This is a genomic window from Kitasatospora sp. NPDC002227 (genome assembly GCF_040296285.1).
GTDB lineage: Bacteria > Actinomycetota > Actinomycetes > Streptomycetales > Streptomycetaceae > Kitasatospora.
The window spans coordinates 1-16382 of sequence record NZ_JBEOWY010000017.1; the positions used below are offsets into that span (position 1 = coordinate 1).

Consider the following 16382-nt stretch of genomic DNA (forward strand, 5'->3'; position numbering starts at 1 on the left):
CGGTGGTGAAGGCGAAGACCGGCAGTTCGTCGCCCCGGGTGAGCAGCCGGAAGGCGCCCAGCTCCTCGACGGCCCCGGCCCGCCCCACCGCCCCCAGTCAGCTACGTCTTGGTCAGGAGACCGTCACGTCGTCGTAGTAGGTGTAGGTCGGGTCTCCCGGGTAGTTGTCGTCCTTGCTGGTCAGGGTCAGGGTGTAGCTGTGGCCGGCGGTCAGGGTGCCGCTCGCGGTCTTCCAGCCGGCGCCCTGGGTGCAGGTCTTGGCCAGGACGGTCGCCGTGGTGCCGGTGGTGTTGTCCTTGAGGGTGGCCGTGGCCCAGTCGTAGGTCACGGTGTCCGGGCAGGTGACGTTGTACGAGAAGCTGACCTTCGTGCTGCCCGCCGGGGCGGTGAAGGTCTGGGCGACGGAGGAGGTGCCGCTCGGGCTGGTGGAGCCGACCATCGCGCCGTAGCTGCCGCTGTGCGCCGCCGAGGTGGAGGCACTGGCGGAGCCCGCCGCCGTCCAGCTGCTCAGGCTGCCGGTCTCGAAGCCGCCGTTGACGACGCCGCCGCCACCGCCGCTGGTGGAGACCGTCCAGCTGAAGGAGGCCGAACCCGAGGCGTTGGTGGTGTCCTTGGCCGTCACGGTCACCGAGGAGGTGCCGGTGGCCGTCGGGGTGCCGGAGATCAGACCGGTCGAGGAGTTGATCGACAGACCGCCCGGCAGGCCGGTGGCCGAGTAGGTCAGCGTCTGCCCGGAGGCCGAGTCACTGGCGCTGATCTGCAGCGAGGCGGCCGTGTTGACGATGGTGCTCTGCGCGCCCGGGTTGGTCACCGTGACCGTGTTGCCCTGGGTGCCGCCCACGATCGGGTGCGAGATGGCGCAGGCGTTGGTGTCGTTCGACCAGCTGGCCTGCTCGGCCCAGGTGCCGAAGGTGCCGAAGGTGATGTTGGCCGCGCCGCCCGACGTACCCGGCGAGAGCCAGGCGCACTCGTCGGAGTTCTCCTGGCCGTTGTAGGAGCTGCCGGTGTTGTTGGTCCAGCCGCCCGCCGGGTTCTGGTCCGACATCATCTCGTGCCACTCGTGGCCGAGCGTCATGGTGAACCCGTCCAGCGTCCCGGGCGAGTTGACGAAGCCGACGCCACAGCCGGCGCCCGAGTCGATGTTGTACGGCTGGTTGGAGAACGCGACGTCGCCGTACGGCGAGGAGACCGCGCCGCCGGTGAGCGTGGTGTCACCGTTGTAGTCGTGCCAGGCGCAGTACTGGTTCTGGTACTGGTCCGGGTTGGTGCCGTGCGGGGAGAGGATCACGTAGTACGCGTCGCGGTTGGCGGCGGCCGTGGTGTTGCCGAAGTGCCCGGCCGCGTTGACGGCCTCCTGGCCCAACTGGTGGCCGGTGGCGGCGCTCGGCGAGGCGGCCGAGTTGTCGTACCAGACCCCGGCGAGCACACCACCCGACTGGTACGGGATGAAGTTCGCGTTCGAGGGGCAACTCGTCGCCCCCGTCGCCACGTTGGGCCCGTCGCACCACTGGGTCAGGTCGGCCGACCAGAGCTCACCGCCGGTGCCGATGCCCTTGAACATCTGCTGGGTGGCACCCGCCGCCCCGGCCGAGTCGCCGGAGAACTTGGCGTTCCCGTTGGCGTCGGTGGTCTGGGTGCCCCACTGGCTGCCGTAGAACACCAGGTAGACCTTGGAGTGGCCGCTCTGCACGCCGATGCCGTCGATGCCGCCGCCGTAGGACAGCGTCTCCGGGCCGGTCGCCACGTTGGGGGTGGGGTGGCTCGCGGACCAGGACTGCATCTTGGCGTGCTGCTGGATGGTCGGCACCACGCCGTGCCGGTACGGGTGCTGGTATGCCGGGCTGAACGGGTTCACCACCGCGCTGCCGGAGTTGGCCGGGGCCGCGTGGGTGGCGGCGGCGGCCATCGTGGCGCCGGTGACGAGCGAGAGCGACGCGATACCGGCCATGACCAGCCGGGCCGCACCGCGGGTGTGGGGGGTACCCATGGGTGGGGGAATCCTCTCTGGTGACAGTGCGCACGGCGGCAACTCCCCTGGACGTCAGTGGAATTGACCACTCGACCGGAGATCCGCCGGGCACTGCGCCAAGCAGAGCAGCGTTGTCCGACACCGGTCAACGAGTCGTACGGCAGGTCAGAGGAAACTCAGAAGTTGATCCTGGAGCCACCCGCTCAGGAACGGCAAAACCCCCGCCAATTGCGGGAATTGACGGGGGAATGAGCCAGGTTCCGGTACGTCCGGCTACCGCGCGACGGCGACGATTTCCTTCGACATGCAGACGCACTCCGGCGCGTCCCGGTACACCCCGAAACCGGGCATCCGCGCGTACCCCTCGGAGGTGTACAGCGCGAGCGCCTCCGGCTGCTCGGTGCCGCTCTCCAGCACCAGCCGGGTGCGGCCGGCGGCCTCGGCGGTCTGCTCCAGGTGGCGCAGCACGGCCCGGGCCAGGCCCCGGCCGCGCGCGGCGGGCCGCACGTACATCCGCTTGAGCTCGGCGTCGCCCTCGCGCAGGCCGTGGTCGTTGGGCTCCTTGGCCCGCCAGCCGCCGCAGGCCACCGGCTCGCCGTCGAGGTAGACCACCACGAAGAGCCCGGCCGGCGGGTCGAAGTGGTCGGCGTGCATCACCGTCGCGTCCACGTCGCCGTACCGGCGGACGTACTCCTGCTGCACCTCGGCGGCCAGCTTCTGGGCGTCCGGGTGCCCGTACCCGGTCGTACGAATGTCCATGACCGCCAGCCTACGTGCCCCGGCGGCACCGGCCGGGGCCGGGGCTCAGCGGCCCTCGAACCGTGCGACCAGGTCGTCCTTGCCGAACATCCGGGCCGTCTCGGTCGCCGAGGGGGTGCCGGCCTTGGGGTCGGCGCCGCCGTCGAGCAGTGCGGCGATGACACCCAGCTCGCCCTTGAAGACCGCCCCGGCGAGGGGGGTCTGGCCCTTGTCGTTGACCCGGTCCGGATCGGCGCCGCGCTCGATCAGCAGCCGCACCGTCTCCTCGTGGCCGTGGTAGGCGGCGAGCATGACCAGGGTGTCGCCCCGGTCGTTGGCGAGGTTGGCCGGGGCCCCGGCGTCCAGGTAGGCGGCCAGCAGGGCCGTGCCGCCCGCGCGGGCGGCGTCGAAGAGCTTCCCGGCGAGTTCGATGACCTCGGCGTCGGGGTGCTGAGCGGCGGAGCCGGACGAGGCGGAGTCGGTCATGGAACAGGCCCTCCCATTCGGTGTGTGTCACTGCGGTATGCACCGTAGCGGACGACACGCCCGTCAGGTGGTAACGCATCCGTTCGGGCGAATTTCTCGGGGCCGGACTTCGCGCGTGTACGGCCGAGCCAATCCTTCCGCCCAGAAACACCCGTTTGCCACATTCCATCATCTATTACTTTTTGTCACGATTGGGACACTTTCGGTAACACTCTTTTCCCCTACGTCCCTGTCCCCCCTCCCCGAGGAGCAGACGCGTGATCCTCTCCATCTCCGGCATCGTCCTGTTCGGCACCATCACATTCCTGTTCTTCCGACGGGACGGCCTCAAGCCCTCGCATGCGATCGTCTGCGCCCTGCTCGGCTTCTACATCGCGGGTTCGTCCATCGCGCCCAGCATCCAGGCGGGCGGCGCGAGCCTGGCGAGCCTGCTCGGCGGCCTGAAGTTCTGAGCCGCGCTCCTCGTCCTTCCGGCCCGGGTGCGGACCCCTACCGCCCCGGGCCCGCTGCCATCCCGCTCCTGCCGTCACCCATCCCACCGTCGGGGAGACCTCCGGAATGTCCCTCAACCGCCAGCTGACCAGGGGCCGCGACTTCGCCCGCACCGCGGGCGACCACGCTGCCGACATGTTCGCGCCGCTCACCCTGATGGGCCGGGGCCTGCGCAGCCACGCCGACTGGACCAAGGGCCGCTGGGCCGCCACCCCCAAGGAGCGGCGGGGCCCGGCCCTGTTCCTGGTCGCGGCCGCACTGCTCGGCATCTTCCTGCTGCCGCACGGCCCGCTGTTCGCCCTGGTCGCCCTGATGGCCAGTGCCGCCTGGGCGGGCCGCCAGCCCAAGGCCGCCCCGCCCCCCGCCCCGGACGTGGCGGGCACCAAGCTCACCGCGCTCTACGCCGCCCTCACCCCCTACCTGGGCGGCTTCGACGACCTCACGCCGCTCTACCACGGCGAGGGCGGGTTCAAGGACGCCTTCGACTCCTGGGCCTTCGACGAGGACGGGCGGCTGACCAGCCTGGAGCTGCGCTACCCGCTCTCCTTCACCGACACCGAGCCGGGCGCCCGGGCCCGGATCGAGCAGGTGCTGCAGAGCAAGGCAGGCCGCTCGCGGGAGTACCGCTTCGACTGGGACGAGGAGTCCAACAGGCTGCGGGTCACCGCCCTCGCCCCGCTGCCCGCCGACATCCCCGCCCAGGTCTTCGTCACCGCACCCGGCGAGATCGTGCTCGGCTTCACCGACGTCCAGGGCAGCAGCCTGACCATTCCGGTGACCCAGGCCGGCGCCACCCAGCAGCAGCCCCCGGTGGTCTGGCGCACCGGCGCCCGCGCCGCCGAGCCGCACCTGCTCGCCTTCGGTGTGACCGGCTACGGCACCTCCTCGCTGGTCCGCTCGATCGCCCTCCAGGCCCTGCCGCACGGCGACCTGGTGGTGATCGACGGCGCCGGCACCGGCGAGCACGCCTGCCTGGTCAACCGGCCCGGGGTGCACACCGTGGAGACCAGCCTGCACGGCGCGCTGGCGGCGCTGGACTGGGTGGCCAAGGAGACCGAGCGGCGGATCTCGGCCCTGAACGCCTCCCGCCAGTACGGGGTGCCCGCCCCGGCCGACGTCACCCGGCCGCTCTGGCTGCTGCTCGACCACCCGACCGAGCTCAGCGAGCTGGCCCACGCCGAGGGCCGCCCCGACCCGCAGGACCTGCTCGAGGTGCCGCTGCGGCACGGCCGGGCCGCCCGGGTCACCGTGGTGGTCGCCGAGGACATCGACGCCCGGGACCGCGTCTCTCCCGGGGTGCGCGCCACCACCCGGGCCCGGGTCGTGCTCGGCCCCGTCCACCCCGAGCTCGCCCAGGAGGCGCTCGGTGCCCCGCTGGACATCTGCCCGGCCTCCCACACCCCGCCCGGCCGCGGCTACGCCCGCCTGGGCACCGCGGCTCCGGTCCGTCTCCAGGTGCCGATCACGGCCGATCCGCTGGACGACGAGGCCCCGGCCGCCGACCGGGACGCCGTGATCGCCCTCCTCCCGCACCGCGATACCCGCGAGGAGGCACCCGCCCCGACCGCGACCGTCCAGCTCGAACCCGGCGTCCGGCTCGACAAGACGGCGCACGGCGGCGGCTCGCGCCGATAAGCTGGGGCGCCACCGACCGGATTCCGATCACCGTGTGCATAATTTGTGATACTCAGGGTGATAATTACGCTCAGATGTGACAAATCGGGCGACGGTGGGTACAAACAGGGGCGGCACGACAGGCGACGCATATCCCGGGACGGGAATCTTCGTCGGAGGCCGAGCGTTGACCGAACGACGATGACAGCGACCACTAGTCCTGTGGGCCATAAGCCCGGGAGGCACGATTCATGAGCGAGCGAGCTCTCCGCGGCACGCGACTCGGGGCCACTAGCTACGAGACCGACCGTGGAATCGATCTGGCTCCCCGCCAGACCGTTGAGTACGCATGTCAGAACGGACACCGGTTCGAGGTGCCCTTCTCCGTCGAGGCGGAGATTCCCTCGGCCTGGGAGTGCCGTTTCTGCGGACAGGAAGCCATGCTTCTCGACGGCGACGAGCCGGAGGAGAAGAAGACCAAGCCCACGCGCACCCATTGGGACATGCTGATGGAGCGCCGTACGCGTGAGGAGCTGGAGGAGGTGCTGGCCGAGCGGCTGGCCGTCCTGCGCTCCGGCGGGATGAACCTCGCGGTTCACCCGCGGGACACTCGCAAGAGCGCCTGACGCGGAAGTAGCGCCGAAGGGGCCCCGGGCAACCGCCCGGGGCCCCTTCGGCGTACCCGCCCCTTACTACTTCTCGCCGTCCGGCTCCACGACCTCGCCCTGGATCACCTTGCCGTCCGGCCGGTGGATCCGCAGCTGCTCCTGCAGCCGCACGGCGTCCGCGAACGGCGCCGCACCCGCCGGGGCGGCCGAGCGCAGCGCGGTGGCCGTCAGCCGCCGCCCCAGGGCGCGCCAGAGCGCGCGGGTCGGCGGGAACAGCAGGGTCAGGCCGAGCAGGTCGGAGAGGAAGCCGGGCAGGATCAGCAGCGCCCCGGCCAGCACGGTCATGCTGGTACCGGTCTGCGGCTGCTGCGACTGCGGGTCCCTGGTCTGCGCGAGCGCGGCCGAGAAGGCCCGCGCCCCGGCCCGCTTGATCAGCGAGCCGCCGACCGCGACCCCGGCGATCAGCAGGAGCAGGACGGCGAACCCGCCGATCCACCCGGCCACCACGGTGAGCAGCCAGATCTCCAGCACCAGCCAGGCGGTGAACAGCAGGGGCAGCAGCCGCCGCAGGCGGCTGCGCGGGGCAGTGGGGGCCGGGGTGGCGTGCTGGGTCACGATAGGAATCACTCCAACGCGGTGCTCCCGCCCGGCCGATCCGGGCCGGTTAAGGCACCACTGAGGTCAACGACCCGGCCTCGGCCGGTGTTCCGTCAGCCTCGGCGGCCTCGGGCTTGCGGCGGCTGCGGCGCCCTGCCAGCACACCCGCCCCCGCGGCGAGCAGTCCGCCCAGCGCGAGCGCCCACTCGGGCGCGGCGCCGACGCGGTCGGCCACCGTCCTGCCGTCCCGCAGCGCCACGGTGGCGCTCAGCTCGGCGGCGGTCAGCTCCTTGGTGCGCTGCGAGACGGTGCCGTCGGGCTCGATCACTGCACTGATTCCGCTGGTGGCGGCGATCAGGACGGCGCGGCCGTGCTCCACCGCCCGCAGGCGCGACATCGCCAGCTGCTGCTCGGGCTGGCCGCTCTCGGCGTACGTGGCGTTGTTGGTCTGCACCACCAGCACCCGGCCGCCCTGGTTGACGGTGTCTCGCACGATCTCGTCGTACGCCACCTCGAAGCAGATCACGTCCCCGATCCGGGCCGGGCCGAGCTGCATCACGCCGTTGCCCTTGCCCGGGTAGAAGTCGCGGGCGACCCGCTGCAGCCGGGTGATCACCTTGGACAGCTCGGCACGGAACGGCACGTACTCGCCGAACGGCACCGGGTGCTGCTTGGTGTACGAGGCGCCGGGGCCGGTCACCGGGTCCCACACGATGCCCTCGTTCTGCACGTGCTGGTTGTCCGGCCCGTCGACCAGGGCGCCGACCAGGGTCGGCACGCCGACGGTGCGGACGGCCTGGTCGATCCGGTCCTTGGCCACCGGGTCCAGGAAGGGGTTGAGGTCGGAGGAGTTCTCCGGCCAGATCACCACGTCCGGGCGCGGCGCCTTGCCGGCGGCCACGTCCTTGGCCAGCTGCTCGGTCGCGGCCGCGTGGTTGTTCAGCACCATCATCGGGCGGCCGAGGAAGTCCATCCCGGGCTGTGCGACGTTGCCCTGCACCAGGGCGACCTTGACGGTGTCGTCGGCCTTGGTCGGGACGGGCACCGCATAGCCCGCGAGGACGGCGGCGGCGGCTCCGGCGCCGGCCAGGGCGGTGGCCCGGGTGCTCGTGCGGAAGTTCAGCACGGCCCAGGCCAGCAGGGCGCCGGAGAGCGCCACGGCGAAGGTCACCAGCGGGGCGCCGCCGAGCGCCGCCAGCGGTGTGAAGGGGCTCGCGGTGTTGGCGAAGGCCAGCCGGCCCCACGGGAAGCCGCCGAACGGCAGCCTGTCCCGGGCCCACTCCTGGGCCACCCACAGGCAGGCCGCCCAGAGCGGCCAGGCCCGCAGCCGGGAGCTCACCGCCAGGCCCGCGCCCATCAGCGAGACGAACAGCGCCTCGATCGCGGACAGCCCGACGGTGGCGTCCAGACCGATCACCCGGAGCCAGTCGAGCAGCAGCAGGAAGAAGGGGAACCCGAACACGAATCCCGTCCACGCCCCCTGCCGGGCCGTCCGCCCCCGCGTCAGCACCGACAGCAGCCCGACCCCGACCACCGACAGCGGCCACAGATCGAACGGCGGGAACGAGAGCGCCAGCAGAAGCCCGCCGACGACCGCCAGCGCGGTCCTCGGCAGACCCGCCCGTATCCGGGCGAGACGGCTGCTGGGAACGGATTCTTGCTGCATCAGCGAACCGTACAGCACGGACCAAATCCACCGGCAGCTGCACCATCCCCGCTCGGGGGTGCGAGGAACGGCGCGGCCGACCAAGCACGGCGCCGCAGCGACGCACGGCGGACTGCTTGCACTATCCGTTCGGGGGCACGGGGCCCCTGGAGGGTTCTCAGCGCTCGAAGACTGCCCGGCCCCGGACGACGGTGCGCAGGCAGACCGGGAGCGGCTCGCCCGGGGTGAGGTCGGGGAGGCCCGGGGTGCCGGAGCGGGGGTCGGTGGACCAGCCCGCCACGCGGGAGTCGGGGGCCTGGACCACGAGGTCGTCGGCGGCCCAGATCGCGTAGCTGGCGACGGCGCCGGGCACCAGCACGCCGTCCTGGTCCCGCCCGATCGCCCGCCAGCCGCCCCGGGTGTGGGCGGCGAACGCGGCGCGGACCGAGATCCGGTGCTCCAGCGTCCGGTGGAACGCGGCGGCCCGCACACTCCCCCACGGATCGAGCGCGGTGACCGGAGCGTCCGAGCCGAAGGCCAGCGGCACGCCCGCCCGCAGCATCGCGGCGAACGGGTTCAGCCCGGCCGCGCGCTCCGCGCCGAGCCGCTGGACGTACATCCCCTCCGGCCCGCCCCAGGCCGCGTCGAAGGCCGGCTGCACCGAGGCGGTCAGCCCGAGCTCGGCGAAGGCGGCCACGGCCTTGTCGTCCAGGGCCTCCGCGTGCTCCACGCGGTGCCGCAGGGCCTTGACCCGGGCGAGCCCGAGCCGGTCGGCGGCGGTGCGGACGCCCTCGACGACGGCGGTGAGCGCGGCGTCCCCGATCGCGTGGAAGCCGGCCTGCAGGCCCGCCTCGGTGCAGGCGGTGACGTGGTCGGCGACCTGCTCGGCGCTCAGGTAGGCGGTGCCGGTGTGCTCGGCATCGTCGTACGCGGTGTGCAGGCAGGCGGTGTGCGAGCCCAGCGCGCCGTCCACGAAGAGGTCGCCGCCCGCGCCGACGGCGCCCAGGCGCTGGGCGGTCTCGACGCCGCCGCGCGAGGCGAGCTCGCCCCAGTAGCCGAACACCTCGGGGCCGTCGGTCTCGGCGGCCAGCGCCAGCAGGTCCGCGAGGTCCTGCTCGGAGGAGATCTCCGGGCCGGCGCACTCGTGCAGGGCGCCGATGCCGAGCTCGGCTGCTCGGCGCAGCGTGGCCAGCTGGGCGGCGCGGCGCTGGGCCGGGGTCAGATGGGCCAGGGCGGCCTGCCGGACGGCGTGGTGGGCGTCCTTGGTGAGGGGGGCGTCCTGGTCGTGGCCGGGCAGCTCGGTCAGGCCCTCGGTGAGGGTGCGCAGGGCCGTGGAGGCCAGCGCGGAGTGCACGTCGGTGCGGGAGAGGTAGAGGGCTGCGCCTGCGCAGGCCTCGTCCAGCTCGGCGCGGGTCGGCGGGCGGCCCTCGGGCCATTTGGTCTCGTCCCAGCCGTGCCCGATCAGCACGCCCTCGCCGGCGGCGGCGAAGGCGGCGATCCGCTCCAGCGCCTCGGCCAGCGAGGGCGAGTCCGTCAGGTCGAGGCCGGTGAGCGCCAGACCGGCCGAGGTCGCGTGCACGTGGGCGTCCACGAACGCGGGGGTGACCAGCGCACCGTCCAGCTCCACCACCTCGTCGGCGGTCGCCGCATACGACTCGGCGGCGCCGTCGCTGCCGACCCAGGCGATCTGCTCCCCCTCCACCAGCATCGCGGTGGCGAAGGGGTCGGCGGGGCTGTGGACGTTGCCGCCGCGCAGCAGCACGGTGCGGTTGGTGCGTTCGGTCATGGGAGCAAGTCTGCACCCCCCTGCGGGGTGCTAGAGCTTCGGGGGGCGGGCCTCGTACGGGGTGGAGAGCACCACGGTGGTGCGGGTGGAGACGCCGGCGGCAGAGCGGATCCGGGCCAGCAGGTCCTCCAGGTCACCGGGGGCGGGGACCCGGACCTTGAGGATGTAGTTCTCCTCGCCCGCGACGCTGTGGCAGGCCTCGATCTCCGGCAGCCCGGCCAGGCGCTCGGGCGTGTCGTCCGGGGCGCTCGGGTCGAAGGGCTTGACCGAGATGAACGCGGTCAGCGCCAGATCGACCGCGTCCGGGTCGATGATGGCGGTGTAGCCACGGATCACCCCGCGTTGTTCGAGGCGGCGCACCCGCTGGTGCACCGCCGAGGTGGACAGGCCGGTGGCCTTGCCCAGGTCCGTGTAGCTCATCCGGCCGTCTTCGAGAAGCAGCTGGACGATGCGCTGGTCTAGATCCTCCACAAGGCGCAAACCTACTGCCCCGGGCGCCCCCTTGCCGACCGCCCCCTCCGGGGCGCAGAGTCGCACACCCGGCGCACGCCATTGGCATGTGCCGGATGAATGTGGCCAAGGACACACCGGATGCATCGGCGTGCGGCTCGCCGCAGGATTATGACGGTCCGTCGGCGGGAAGTGCTGGTGATGGCCGCCTCCGGAGGGATGCGGCCCGATCCGAGGGGGATCAGATGCCTGCCACTGACCAGCGCGCCCGCGGCGCGGAGGATGCACTGCTCGACGCCGTCGAGTTTCCCGGGGTGGACCCGGGCGAGGTGGAGAACTGGGAGATCGTCCGAGTGCACTGCCCGGCCTGCGACCGGCCGATCGCGCTCGTCGGGGACGAGGAGCGGCTGCCGCAGCACGCCGCCGTGCCGACCGCCTGGCACCCGTTCGCCACTGCCGTCTGCCCGGGCTCGGGGGAGTTCACGGACGACCTGAGCGAGTGCGACGAGCCCGCCGGCCCGAACTGCCCCGCGGCGCTCCTCACCCTCCCCGCACAGCTCGACTGGCGCACCCAGCCGTTCTCGCACGCGGCCTGAGCTCCGCTCCAGGGGACTTGCACCACCTGAAGGGGCTCGGGGCCTCAGCAACAACAGGGCGCGAGGAACTGCGCGCTGCGGAAGGCGACAGGCCGTCATCTTCCGCACTCGCGCAGTTCCTCGCGCCCCTTCAGTGGCTCACTTGCCCGTCAGGTGGCGGCCGATCACCAGGCGCTGGATCTGGTTGGTGCCCTCGACGATCTGGAGGACCTTGGCCTCGCGCATGTAGCGCTCGGCCGGGTAGTCCTGGGTGTAGCCGTAGCCGCCGAGGACCTGGACGGCGTCGGTGGTGACCTTCATCGCGGCGTCGGTGCAGAACAGCTTCGCCATCGCGGCCTCCTTCGAGAAGGAGAGCCCGGCGTCGCGGCGGCGGGCGGCCGCGAGGTAGAGCGAGCGGCCGGCCTCGATCTGGGTGGCCATGTCGGCGAGCATGAAGGACAGGCCCTGGAAGTCGGCGATCCGCCGGCCGAACTGCTGGCGGGTGCCCGCGTAGTCGACCGCGAGGTCGAGGGCGGCCTGCGCCACACCGATCGCACAGGCCGCGATACCCAGCCGCCCGGAGTCCAGCGCCGAGAGCGCGATCTGGAAGCCCTGGCCCTCCTCCCCGACCAGCCGCTCGCGCCCGACCCGCACGCCGTCGAAGTGCAGCTGCGCCGTCGGCGAGGAGGTCATGCCCATCTTGTGCTCCGGCGGCGCCGCCGAGAAGCCCTCGGCCCCGGCCGGGACGAGCAGGCAGCTGATGCCCCGCGCGCCGTCGTCGCTGGTGCGCACCATCGAGCTGTAGAAGTCCGCGTGCCCGCCGTGGGTGATCCACGCCTTGGTGCCGCTGATCACGTAGTCCTCGCCGTCCAGCTCGGCGCGGGTGCGCAGCGCGGCGGCGTCGGAGCCGGACTGCGGCTCGGAGAGGCAGTAGGCGCCCAGCTGCTCGCCGCCCAGCATGCCCGGCAGCCAGCGCTCGCGCTGCTCGTCGGTGCCGAAGGTGGCCAGGGCGTGGCAGGAGAGGGTGTGCACGCTCACCCCGAGGCCGACGGCCAGCCAGCCGGCGGCCAGCTCCTCGAGGACCTGCAGGTAGACCTCGTACGGCTGGTCGCCGCCGCCGTACTGCTCGCCGTACGGGAGGGAGAGCAGGCCGGCCTCGCCCAGGGTGCGGAAGACCTCGCGGGGGAAGCGGCCGGCGGCCTCGTCCTCGGCGGCGCGGGGGGTGAGCTCGCGCTGGACGAGGTCACGGGTGAGGCCGAGCAGTTCGCGGGCCTCGTCACTGGGCAGCTGGCGGTCGACAGGCTTGGCAGGGGCGGGGCTCATGAGGGCGGGGCCTCCTCGATCGGGCACCGCGCGCCGGGGTGGGCGGACGCGGCGCGGCGGAATCGCCCGACCGGCACCGGGTTGCGGTGAACGGCCGTTCACAGACGTGGCGAAGCGAGTATGCCCGATCAGGCGGCCGTCGTCACGGCCCCGGGGCATACCTTCGCAGGTGGCCGCCCCTGGAGACCCGTCCCCGACCCCCTAGGCTGGGCCCCATGCCGGCCCCCGATCTGCTCCCCCTCGCCGCCCGCCTGCGGGCGCTGGCTCCCTCCTGCGGTCCGGTGCGGCTGGTCGCGGTGGACGGGCACGCGGGGTCGGGGAAGACCACCTTCGCGGGCCGCCTCGCCGAGGCCCTGGGCGGGGCGCCGGTGGTGCACCTGGACGACCTGGCCACCCATGCCGAGCCCTTCGAGTGGGTCGGCCGGCTGCGCGAGCAGGTCCTGGAGCCGCTGGCCGGGGGTGTCGCGGCCCGGCACCGGGTCTACGACTGGACGCTGTGCCGCTTCGAGGCCGTGCAGGAGATCCCGGCGGCCGAGGTGGTGCTGGTGGAGGGGGTCGGCGCCGGGCGGCGCGAGGTGCGGCCGTGGCTGGCGGAGCTGGTCTGGATGGAGCTGCCCGCCCCCGAGGCCCGGGCCCGGGGCGAGCTGCGGGACGGGCCGGAGCTGGCCGAGTTCTGGGCGGGCTGGGCCCGGGCCGAGGCGGCCCACTTCGCCGCCGACCCGAGCCGCCCGTACGCGGGCCTGCTGGTCGACGGCCGCACCGGCCGCCCGCTCGAGGATCAGGCGTTCAACTGACGCCCTCAACCCTTGACCACCGCCCGAGGCGGAAATATGTTCTCCCCGTGGCGAGTTTTGTTTATCTCGCAACTTAAGAGCTGCGGCGCTCTCGGCCCCTTCCCCCGTGGGCCGAGGGCGCCGCTTCTGTCTCCGGCCGTTTCCCAGTGAACGGCCAGCGAACGATCAGCGCACGATCAGCGAGCTGCCAGGGAGACCGCTTGGCCCCCAACGACCCGTTATCCACCGAGATTTGGGCCTGCGCGGCACCCTTCCGGATCAGAGCTTCGCCGGTACGATTCGTCATGACGGGCGCGGCCGCGTCTCAAGGCGTCGCGGGTCCGGCACTGGCCACGCCTGGCACCGGCCCTCGTAACGCACACCGGGGGGCGTGAGTTGTCGATGGAGAGTTCAGGGACGTCCGGGGCGAACAGACTCGCCGACCGGGCCTGGCTGCGGGCGATGGACGCCTACGCCGCGGGGGCGTACGCGCGTGCCGAGGAGGAGTTCCGGGCGGCCGTACGGCTCGACCCGGGGATGGCCGATGCCTGGCTCGGCCTGCACGCGCTGCGCTGCGACACCTCGGGCGCGCTGCTGGCGATGCACCGGCACCGGGACCGCTTCGGCGAGCAGCGGGAGCGGCACCGCCGCCCGCTCAGCTCGTGGTACTGGCTGGGCTGGTGGGTGCAGCCCGTCCTGGAGGACGCCCGGGACTTGACCCTGGCGCACGCCTCGCACTGGCTGGACGGGCGCCATCTCACCGAGCTGGACGCCGCGTTGGCCTCCTGCCCGCCGGTGGACGAGGACTCCTCGGTGCGCTTCCTGCACGCCTGCCGCTCCTACCTGCTCAAGGACTGGGAGCAGCTGATCCGGGACACCGACCGGCTCCTGGACGACCCGCTGCTCGGCATCGAGGCGGGCCTGTTCGGCGGCATGGCCCGGGTCCGGCTCGACATGTGCGCCCAGGCGCAGCGCCCGCTGGCCGCCTCGCTGGCCCGCTGCCGCTCCGAGCAGCCGCAGCGCAAGGAGCTGCGCTACTGGCTCGCCCGGGCGTACGAGGGGGCCGGGCGCAGCGCGGCCGCGCTGCCGCTGTACCGGGCGGTGCACCGGGCGGATCCGGCCTTCATGGACACCGCCGCCCGGCTGGCGGCGATCTCCACCGAGGACGGTCAGCTGTTCGCCGAGGAGGACACCCCGTCGGCCGAACTCACCGGTCTCGAACCGGGGTTCGACGGGGAGTTCGGCTACCAGCCGGAGTACGCCGAGCCTGCGGAGGATCCGCGGGCGGAGGCGCCGGCCGAGCCGCAGGGGGCGCCGGAGCGCGCGGCCGAGGCCGGCCCGACGCCGGGGGCGGTGCTGCGGGCCGCCGAGGCGGCGGCCGCGGCGCCCGACCGGCCGGCGGTGGCCGGGGCGGTGCAGGGCGGCGAGGGGCTGGCGGCGGCGCTCGCGGCGCTGGAGCAGATGGTCGGGCTCGACCCGGTGAAGCGCCAGGTCCGGGCGCTGTCGGCGCAGTTGAGGATGTCCCGGCTGCGGGCCGACCAGGGCCTGCCGGTGCAGCCGCCCAAGCGGCACTTCGTCTTCTCCGGCCCCTCGGGCACCGGCAAGACCACGGTGGCCCGCATCCTCGGGCAGGTGTTCCACGCCCTCGGGCTGCTCTCCGGCGACCACTTGGTGGAGGCCCAACGGGCTGACCTGGTCGGCGAGTTCCTCGGCCAGACGGCCGTCAAGGCGAACGAGCTGATCGACTCCGCGCTGGACGGCGTGCTCTTCATCGACGAGGCGTACAGCCTCTCCAACTCGGGCTACAGCAAGGGCGACGCGTACGGGGACGAGGCCCTGCAGGTGCTGCTCAAGCGGGCCGAGGACAACCGCGACCGGCTGGTGGTGATCCTGGCCGGCTACCCGGAGGGGATGAACCGCCTGCTCGCCACCAACCCCGGCCTGAACTCCCGCTTCACCACCCGGGTCGACTTCCCCAGCTACCGCCCGCCGGAGCTGACCGCGATCGGCCGCTCGCTGGCGGCGGTCAGCGGGGACGAGTGGGACACCGACGCGAGCGAGGAGCTGGCCAGCATCTGCGGCCACGTGGTCGGCGAGGGCTGGATCGACGACCTCGGCAACGGGCGCTTCATCCGCACCCTGTACGAGAAGTCCTGCGCCTACCGCGATCTGCGCCTGTCCACCCTGCGCGAGCTGCCGACCCGGGAGGACCTGGCCACCCTGCGGCTGCCCGACCTGGTGCAGGCCTACGGGGAGCTGATCGACGGCAGGTCCTGAGCCCACCGGCTTGCACCTCACGCGACGTCAGGTTGCAGAGTATGGTCATGACCTTCGAACAGACCTGGAAGGTGGGTGCGCTCGCCGAGGCTGCCGGCCTCACCGTGCGCACCCTGCACCACTGGGACCAGCTCGGGCTGCTCAGCCCCTCCCGCCGCACCCCGGCGGGGCACCGCGAGTACAGCGAGGCGGACGTCGTCCGGCTCTACCAGGTGCTCGCGCTGCGACGGCTCGGCCTCGGCCTGGAGTCCATCACCACCTGCCTGGACGTCGGCGTCGACCCCGTCCGGCTGGTGCGCGAGCACGTGGCCGGGGTCGAGCGCTCGATCGCCGAGCTGACCGCCCTGCGGTCCCGGCTCACCCATGTCCACGGGGAGCTGCTGCAGCAGCGCTCGCCCGGGATCGACGCGCTGCTCGACGTCCTGCAGTCCATGAACAGCGCCGGGCCCGCCGATCTCGAGGCGCTCCGCCGCCACCTGGACGACGACCAGATCGCGGCCCTGCGCGAGCGGGCGGCCTCGGTCGGCCCGGCCACCCACTACCTGCTCGAGGTGGAGTGGCCCGAGCTCTACCGCCGGGCCGAGGCCCTGCGCACGGCCGGGGCCGCCCCCACCGCGCCGGAGGTCCGGCGGCTGGTGAAACGGATGGACGAGCTGTCCGCCCTCTTCAGCGGCGGGGACACCGCCCTCTCCGGCGCCGTCCGCGCGGCCTGGCAGGCCGAGCCGGCCGCGCTCTCCGGCCACCCCGAGGCGCCCGCCGACGAGTGGCGGGACCTCAGCACCTACCTGGACGAAGCCCGCCGGAAGGACCACTCCTGATGAACGCCCGCACCAAGCTCCGCATCTCGGCCGTCGGCACCCTGCCGACCCTGCTCATCGCCCTCGCCGTCCTGATCCCGTTCACGGTGACCGGGCTGACCCCCTGGCCGGTCATCCCCGCCGTGGTGCTCTCGCTCGGCGTCCAGCTGGTGATCACCTACGTCCGGCTCGGCAGGTCCTGACCCTGCTGGTGCGGGCCCGGCGTGCCGAGCTGGGCGGCGAGCCACGGGA

16 protein-coding genes are annotated in these 16382 nt (G+C 73.0%); 8 read left to right on the plus strand and 8 right to left on the minus strand.

Going from position 1 to position 16382, the window contains the following annotated elements:
- Window positions 1-112: 112 nt before the first annotated feature.
- The 3 genes from ABT095_RS17585 to ABT095_RS17595 all read right to left on the minus strand — a co-directional run bounded on the left by ABT095_RS17585 (window position 113) and on the right by ABT095_RS17595 (window position 3193).
- Window positions 113-1987, minus strand: a complete 1875-nt coding sequence (locus ABT095_RS17585; protein WP_350530318.1) for an Ig domain-containing protein — start codon at window positions 1985-1987, stop codon at window positions 113-115.
- A 255-nt stretch (window positions 1988-2242) separates the two neighbouring features.
- Complete coding sequence (locus ABT095_RS17590) at window positions 2243-2728, minus strand: GNAT family N-acetyltransferase (RefSeq protein WP_350530319.1); 486 nt, start codon at window positions 2726-2728, stop codon at window positions 2243-2245.
- Between the two features lie 45 nt (window positions 2729-2773).
- Window positions 2774-3193 (minus strand): ankyrin repeat domain-containing protein, encoded by a 420-nt coding sequence (locus tag ABT095_RS17595; protein ID WP_350530320.1) that lies wholly within the window; start codon window positions 3191-3193, stop codon window positions 2774-2776.
- A 257-nt stretch (window positions 3194-3450) separates the two neighbouring features.
- Here ABT095_RS17595 and ABT095_RS17600 point away from each other — a divergent pair, with 257 nt between their 5' ends.
- From ABT095_RS17600 to ABT095_RS17610, 3 genes are all read left to right on the plus strand, one after another.
- Window positions 3451-3645 (plus strand): hypothetical protein, encoded by a 195-nt coding sequence (locus ABT095_RS17600; protein WP_104814662.1) that lies wholly within the window; start codon window positions 3451-3453, stop codon window positions 3643-3645.
- Window positions 3646-3751: 106 nt separating this feature from the next.
- Window positions 3752-5320, plus strand: a complete 1569-nt coding sequence (locus ABT095_RS17605; RefSeq protein WP_350530321.1) for a hypothetical protein — start codon at window positions 3752-3754, stop codon at window positions 5318-5320.
- Window positions 5321-5550: 230 nt separating this feature from the next.
- Complete coding sequence (locus ABT095_RS17610) at window positions 5551-5925, plus strand: RNA polymerase-binding protein RbpA (protein WP_345286024.1); 375 nt, start codon at window positions 5551-5553, stop codon at window positions 5923-5925.
- 66 nt (window positions 5926-5991) lie between these two features.
- On the opposite strand, the gene fxsA is transcribed toward ABT095_RS17610, so the two are convergent.
- From fxsA to ABT095_RS17630, 4 genes are all read right to left on the minus strand, one after another.
- Window positions 5992-6522, minus strand: coding sequence for an FxsA family membrane protein (fxsA, locus tag ABT095_RS17615; RefSeq protein ID WP_350530322.1), 531 nt, complete (start codon window positions 6520-6522; stop codon window positions 5992-5994).
- Window positions 6523-6571: 49 nt separating this feature from the next.
- Entirely contained in the window at window positions 6572-8170 is a 1599-nt protein-coding gene (lnt, locus tag ABT095_RS17620; RefSeq protein ID WP_350530323.1) for an apolipoprotein N-acyltransferase, read from the minus strand.
- 157 nt (window positions 8171-8327) lie between these two features.
- Entirely contained in the window at window positions 8328-9935 is a 1608-nt protein-coding gene (locus ABT095_RS17625) for an amidohydrolase (protein ID WP_350530324.1), read from the minus strand.
- A gap of 30 nt (window positions 9936-9965) precedes the next feature.
- Window positions 9966-10406 (minus strand): Lrp/AsnC family transcriptional regulator, encoded by a 441-nt coding sequence (locus tag ABT095_RS17630; RefSeq protein ID WP_350530325.1) that lies wholly within the window; start codon window positions 10404-10406, stop codon window positions 9966-9968.
- Between the two features lie 224 nt (window positions 10407-10630).
- On the opposite strand from ABT095_RS17630, the gene ABT095_RS17635 reads away from it, so the two are divergent.
- Window positions 10631-10981 (plus strand): hypothetical protein, encoded by a 351-nt coding sequence (locus ABT095_RS17635; RefSeq protein WP_350530326.1) that lies wholly within the window; start codon window positions 10631-10633, stop codon window positions 10979-10981.
- A gap of 138 nt (window positions 10982-11119) precedes the next feature.
- On the opposite strand, the gene ABT095_RS17640 is transcribed toward ABT095_RS17635, so the two are convergent.
- Complete coding sequence (locus tag ABT095_RS17640; RefSeq protein WP_350530327.1) at window positions 11120-12283, minus strand: acyl-CoA dehydrogenase family protein; 1164 nt, start codon at window positions 12281-12283, stop codon at window positions 11120-11122.
- Between the two features lie 215 nt (window positions 12284-12498).
- On the opposite strand from ABT095_RS17640, the gene ABT095_RS17645 reads away from it, so the two are divergent.
- The 4 genes from ABT095_RS17645 to ABT095_RS17660 all read left to right on the plus strand — a co-directional run bounded on the left by ABT095_RS17645 (window position 12499) and on the right by ABT095_RS17660 (window position 16333).
- The gene (locus ABT095_RS17645) at window positions 12499-13077 is read left to right on the plus strand and encodes a uridine kinase family protein (RefSeq protein ID WP_350530328.1); all 579 of its coding nucleotides are present in this window, start codon (window positions 12499-12501) and stop codon (window positions 13075-13077) included.
- Window positions 13078-13458: 381 nt separating this feature from the next.
- Complete coding sequence (locus tag ABT095_RS17650) at window positions 13459-15333, plus strand: AAA family ATPase (protein WP_350530329.1); 1875 nt, start codon at window positions 13459-13461, stop codon at window positions 15331-15333.
- A gap of 47 nt (window positions 15334-15380) precedes the next feature.
- Window positions 15381-16151: a MerR family transcriptional regulator gene (locus ABT095_RS17655; protein ID WP_350530330.1), complete on the plus strand. Its 771-nt coding sequence runs from the start codon at window positions 15381-15383 to the stop codon at window positions 16149-16151.
- The gene (locus ABT095_RS17660; RefSeq protein WP_350530331.1) at window positions 16151-16333 is read left to right on the plus strand and encodes a hypothetical protein; all 183 of its coding nucleotides are present in this window, start codon (window positions 16151-16153) and stop codon (window positions 16331-16333) included. Before ABT095_RS17655 ends, ABT095_RS17660 begins: the two co-directional genes overlap by 1 nt.
- The last annotated feature ends 49 nt before the right edge of the window (window positions 16334-16382 follow it).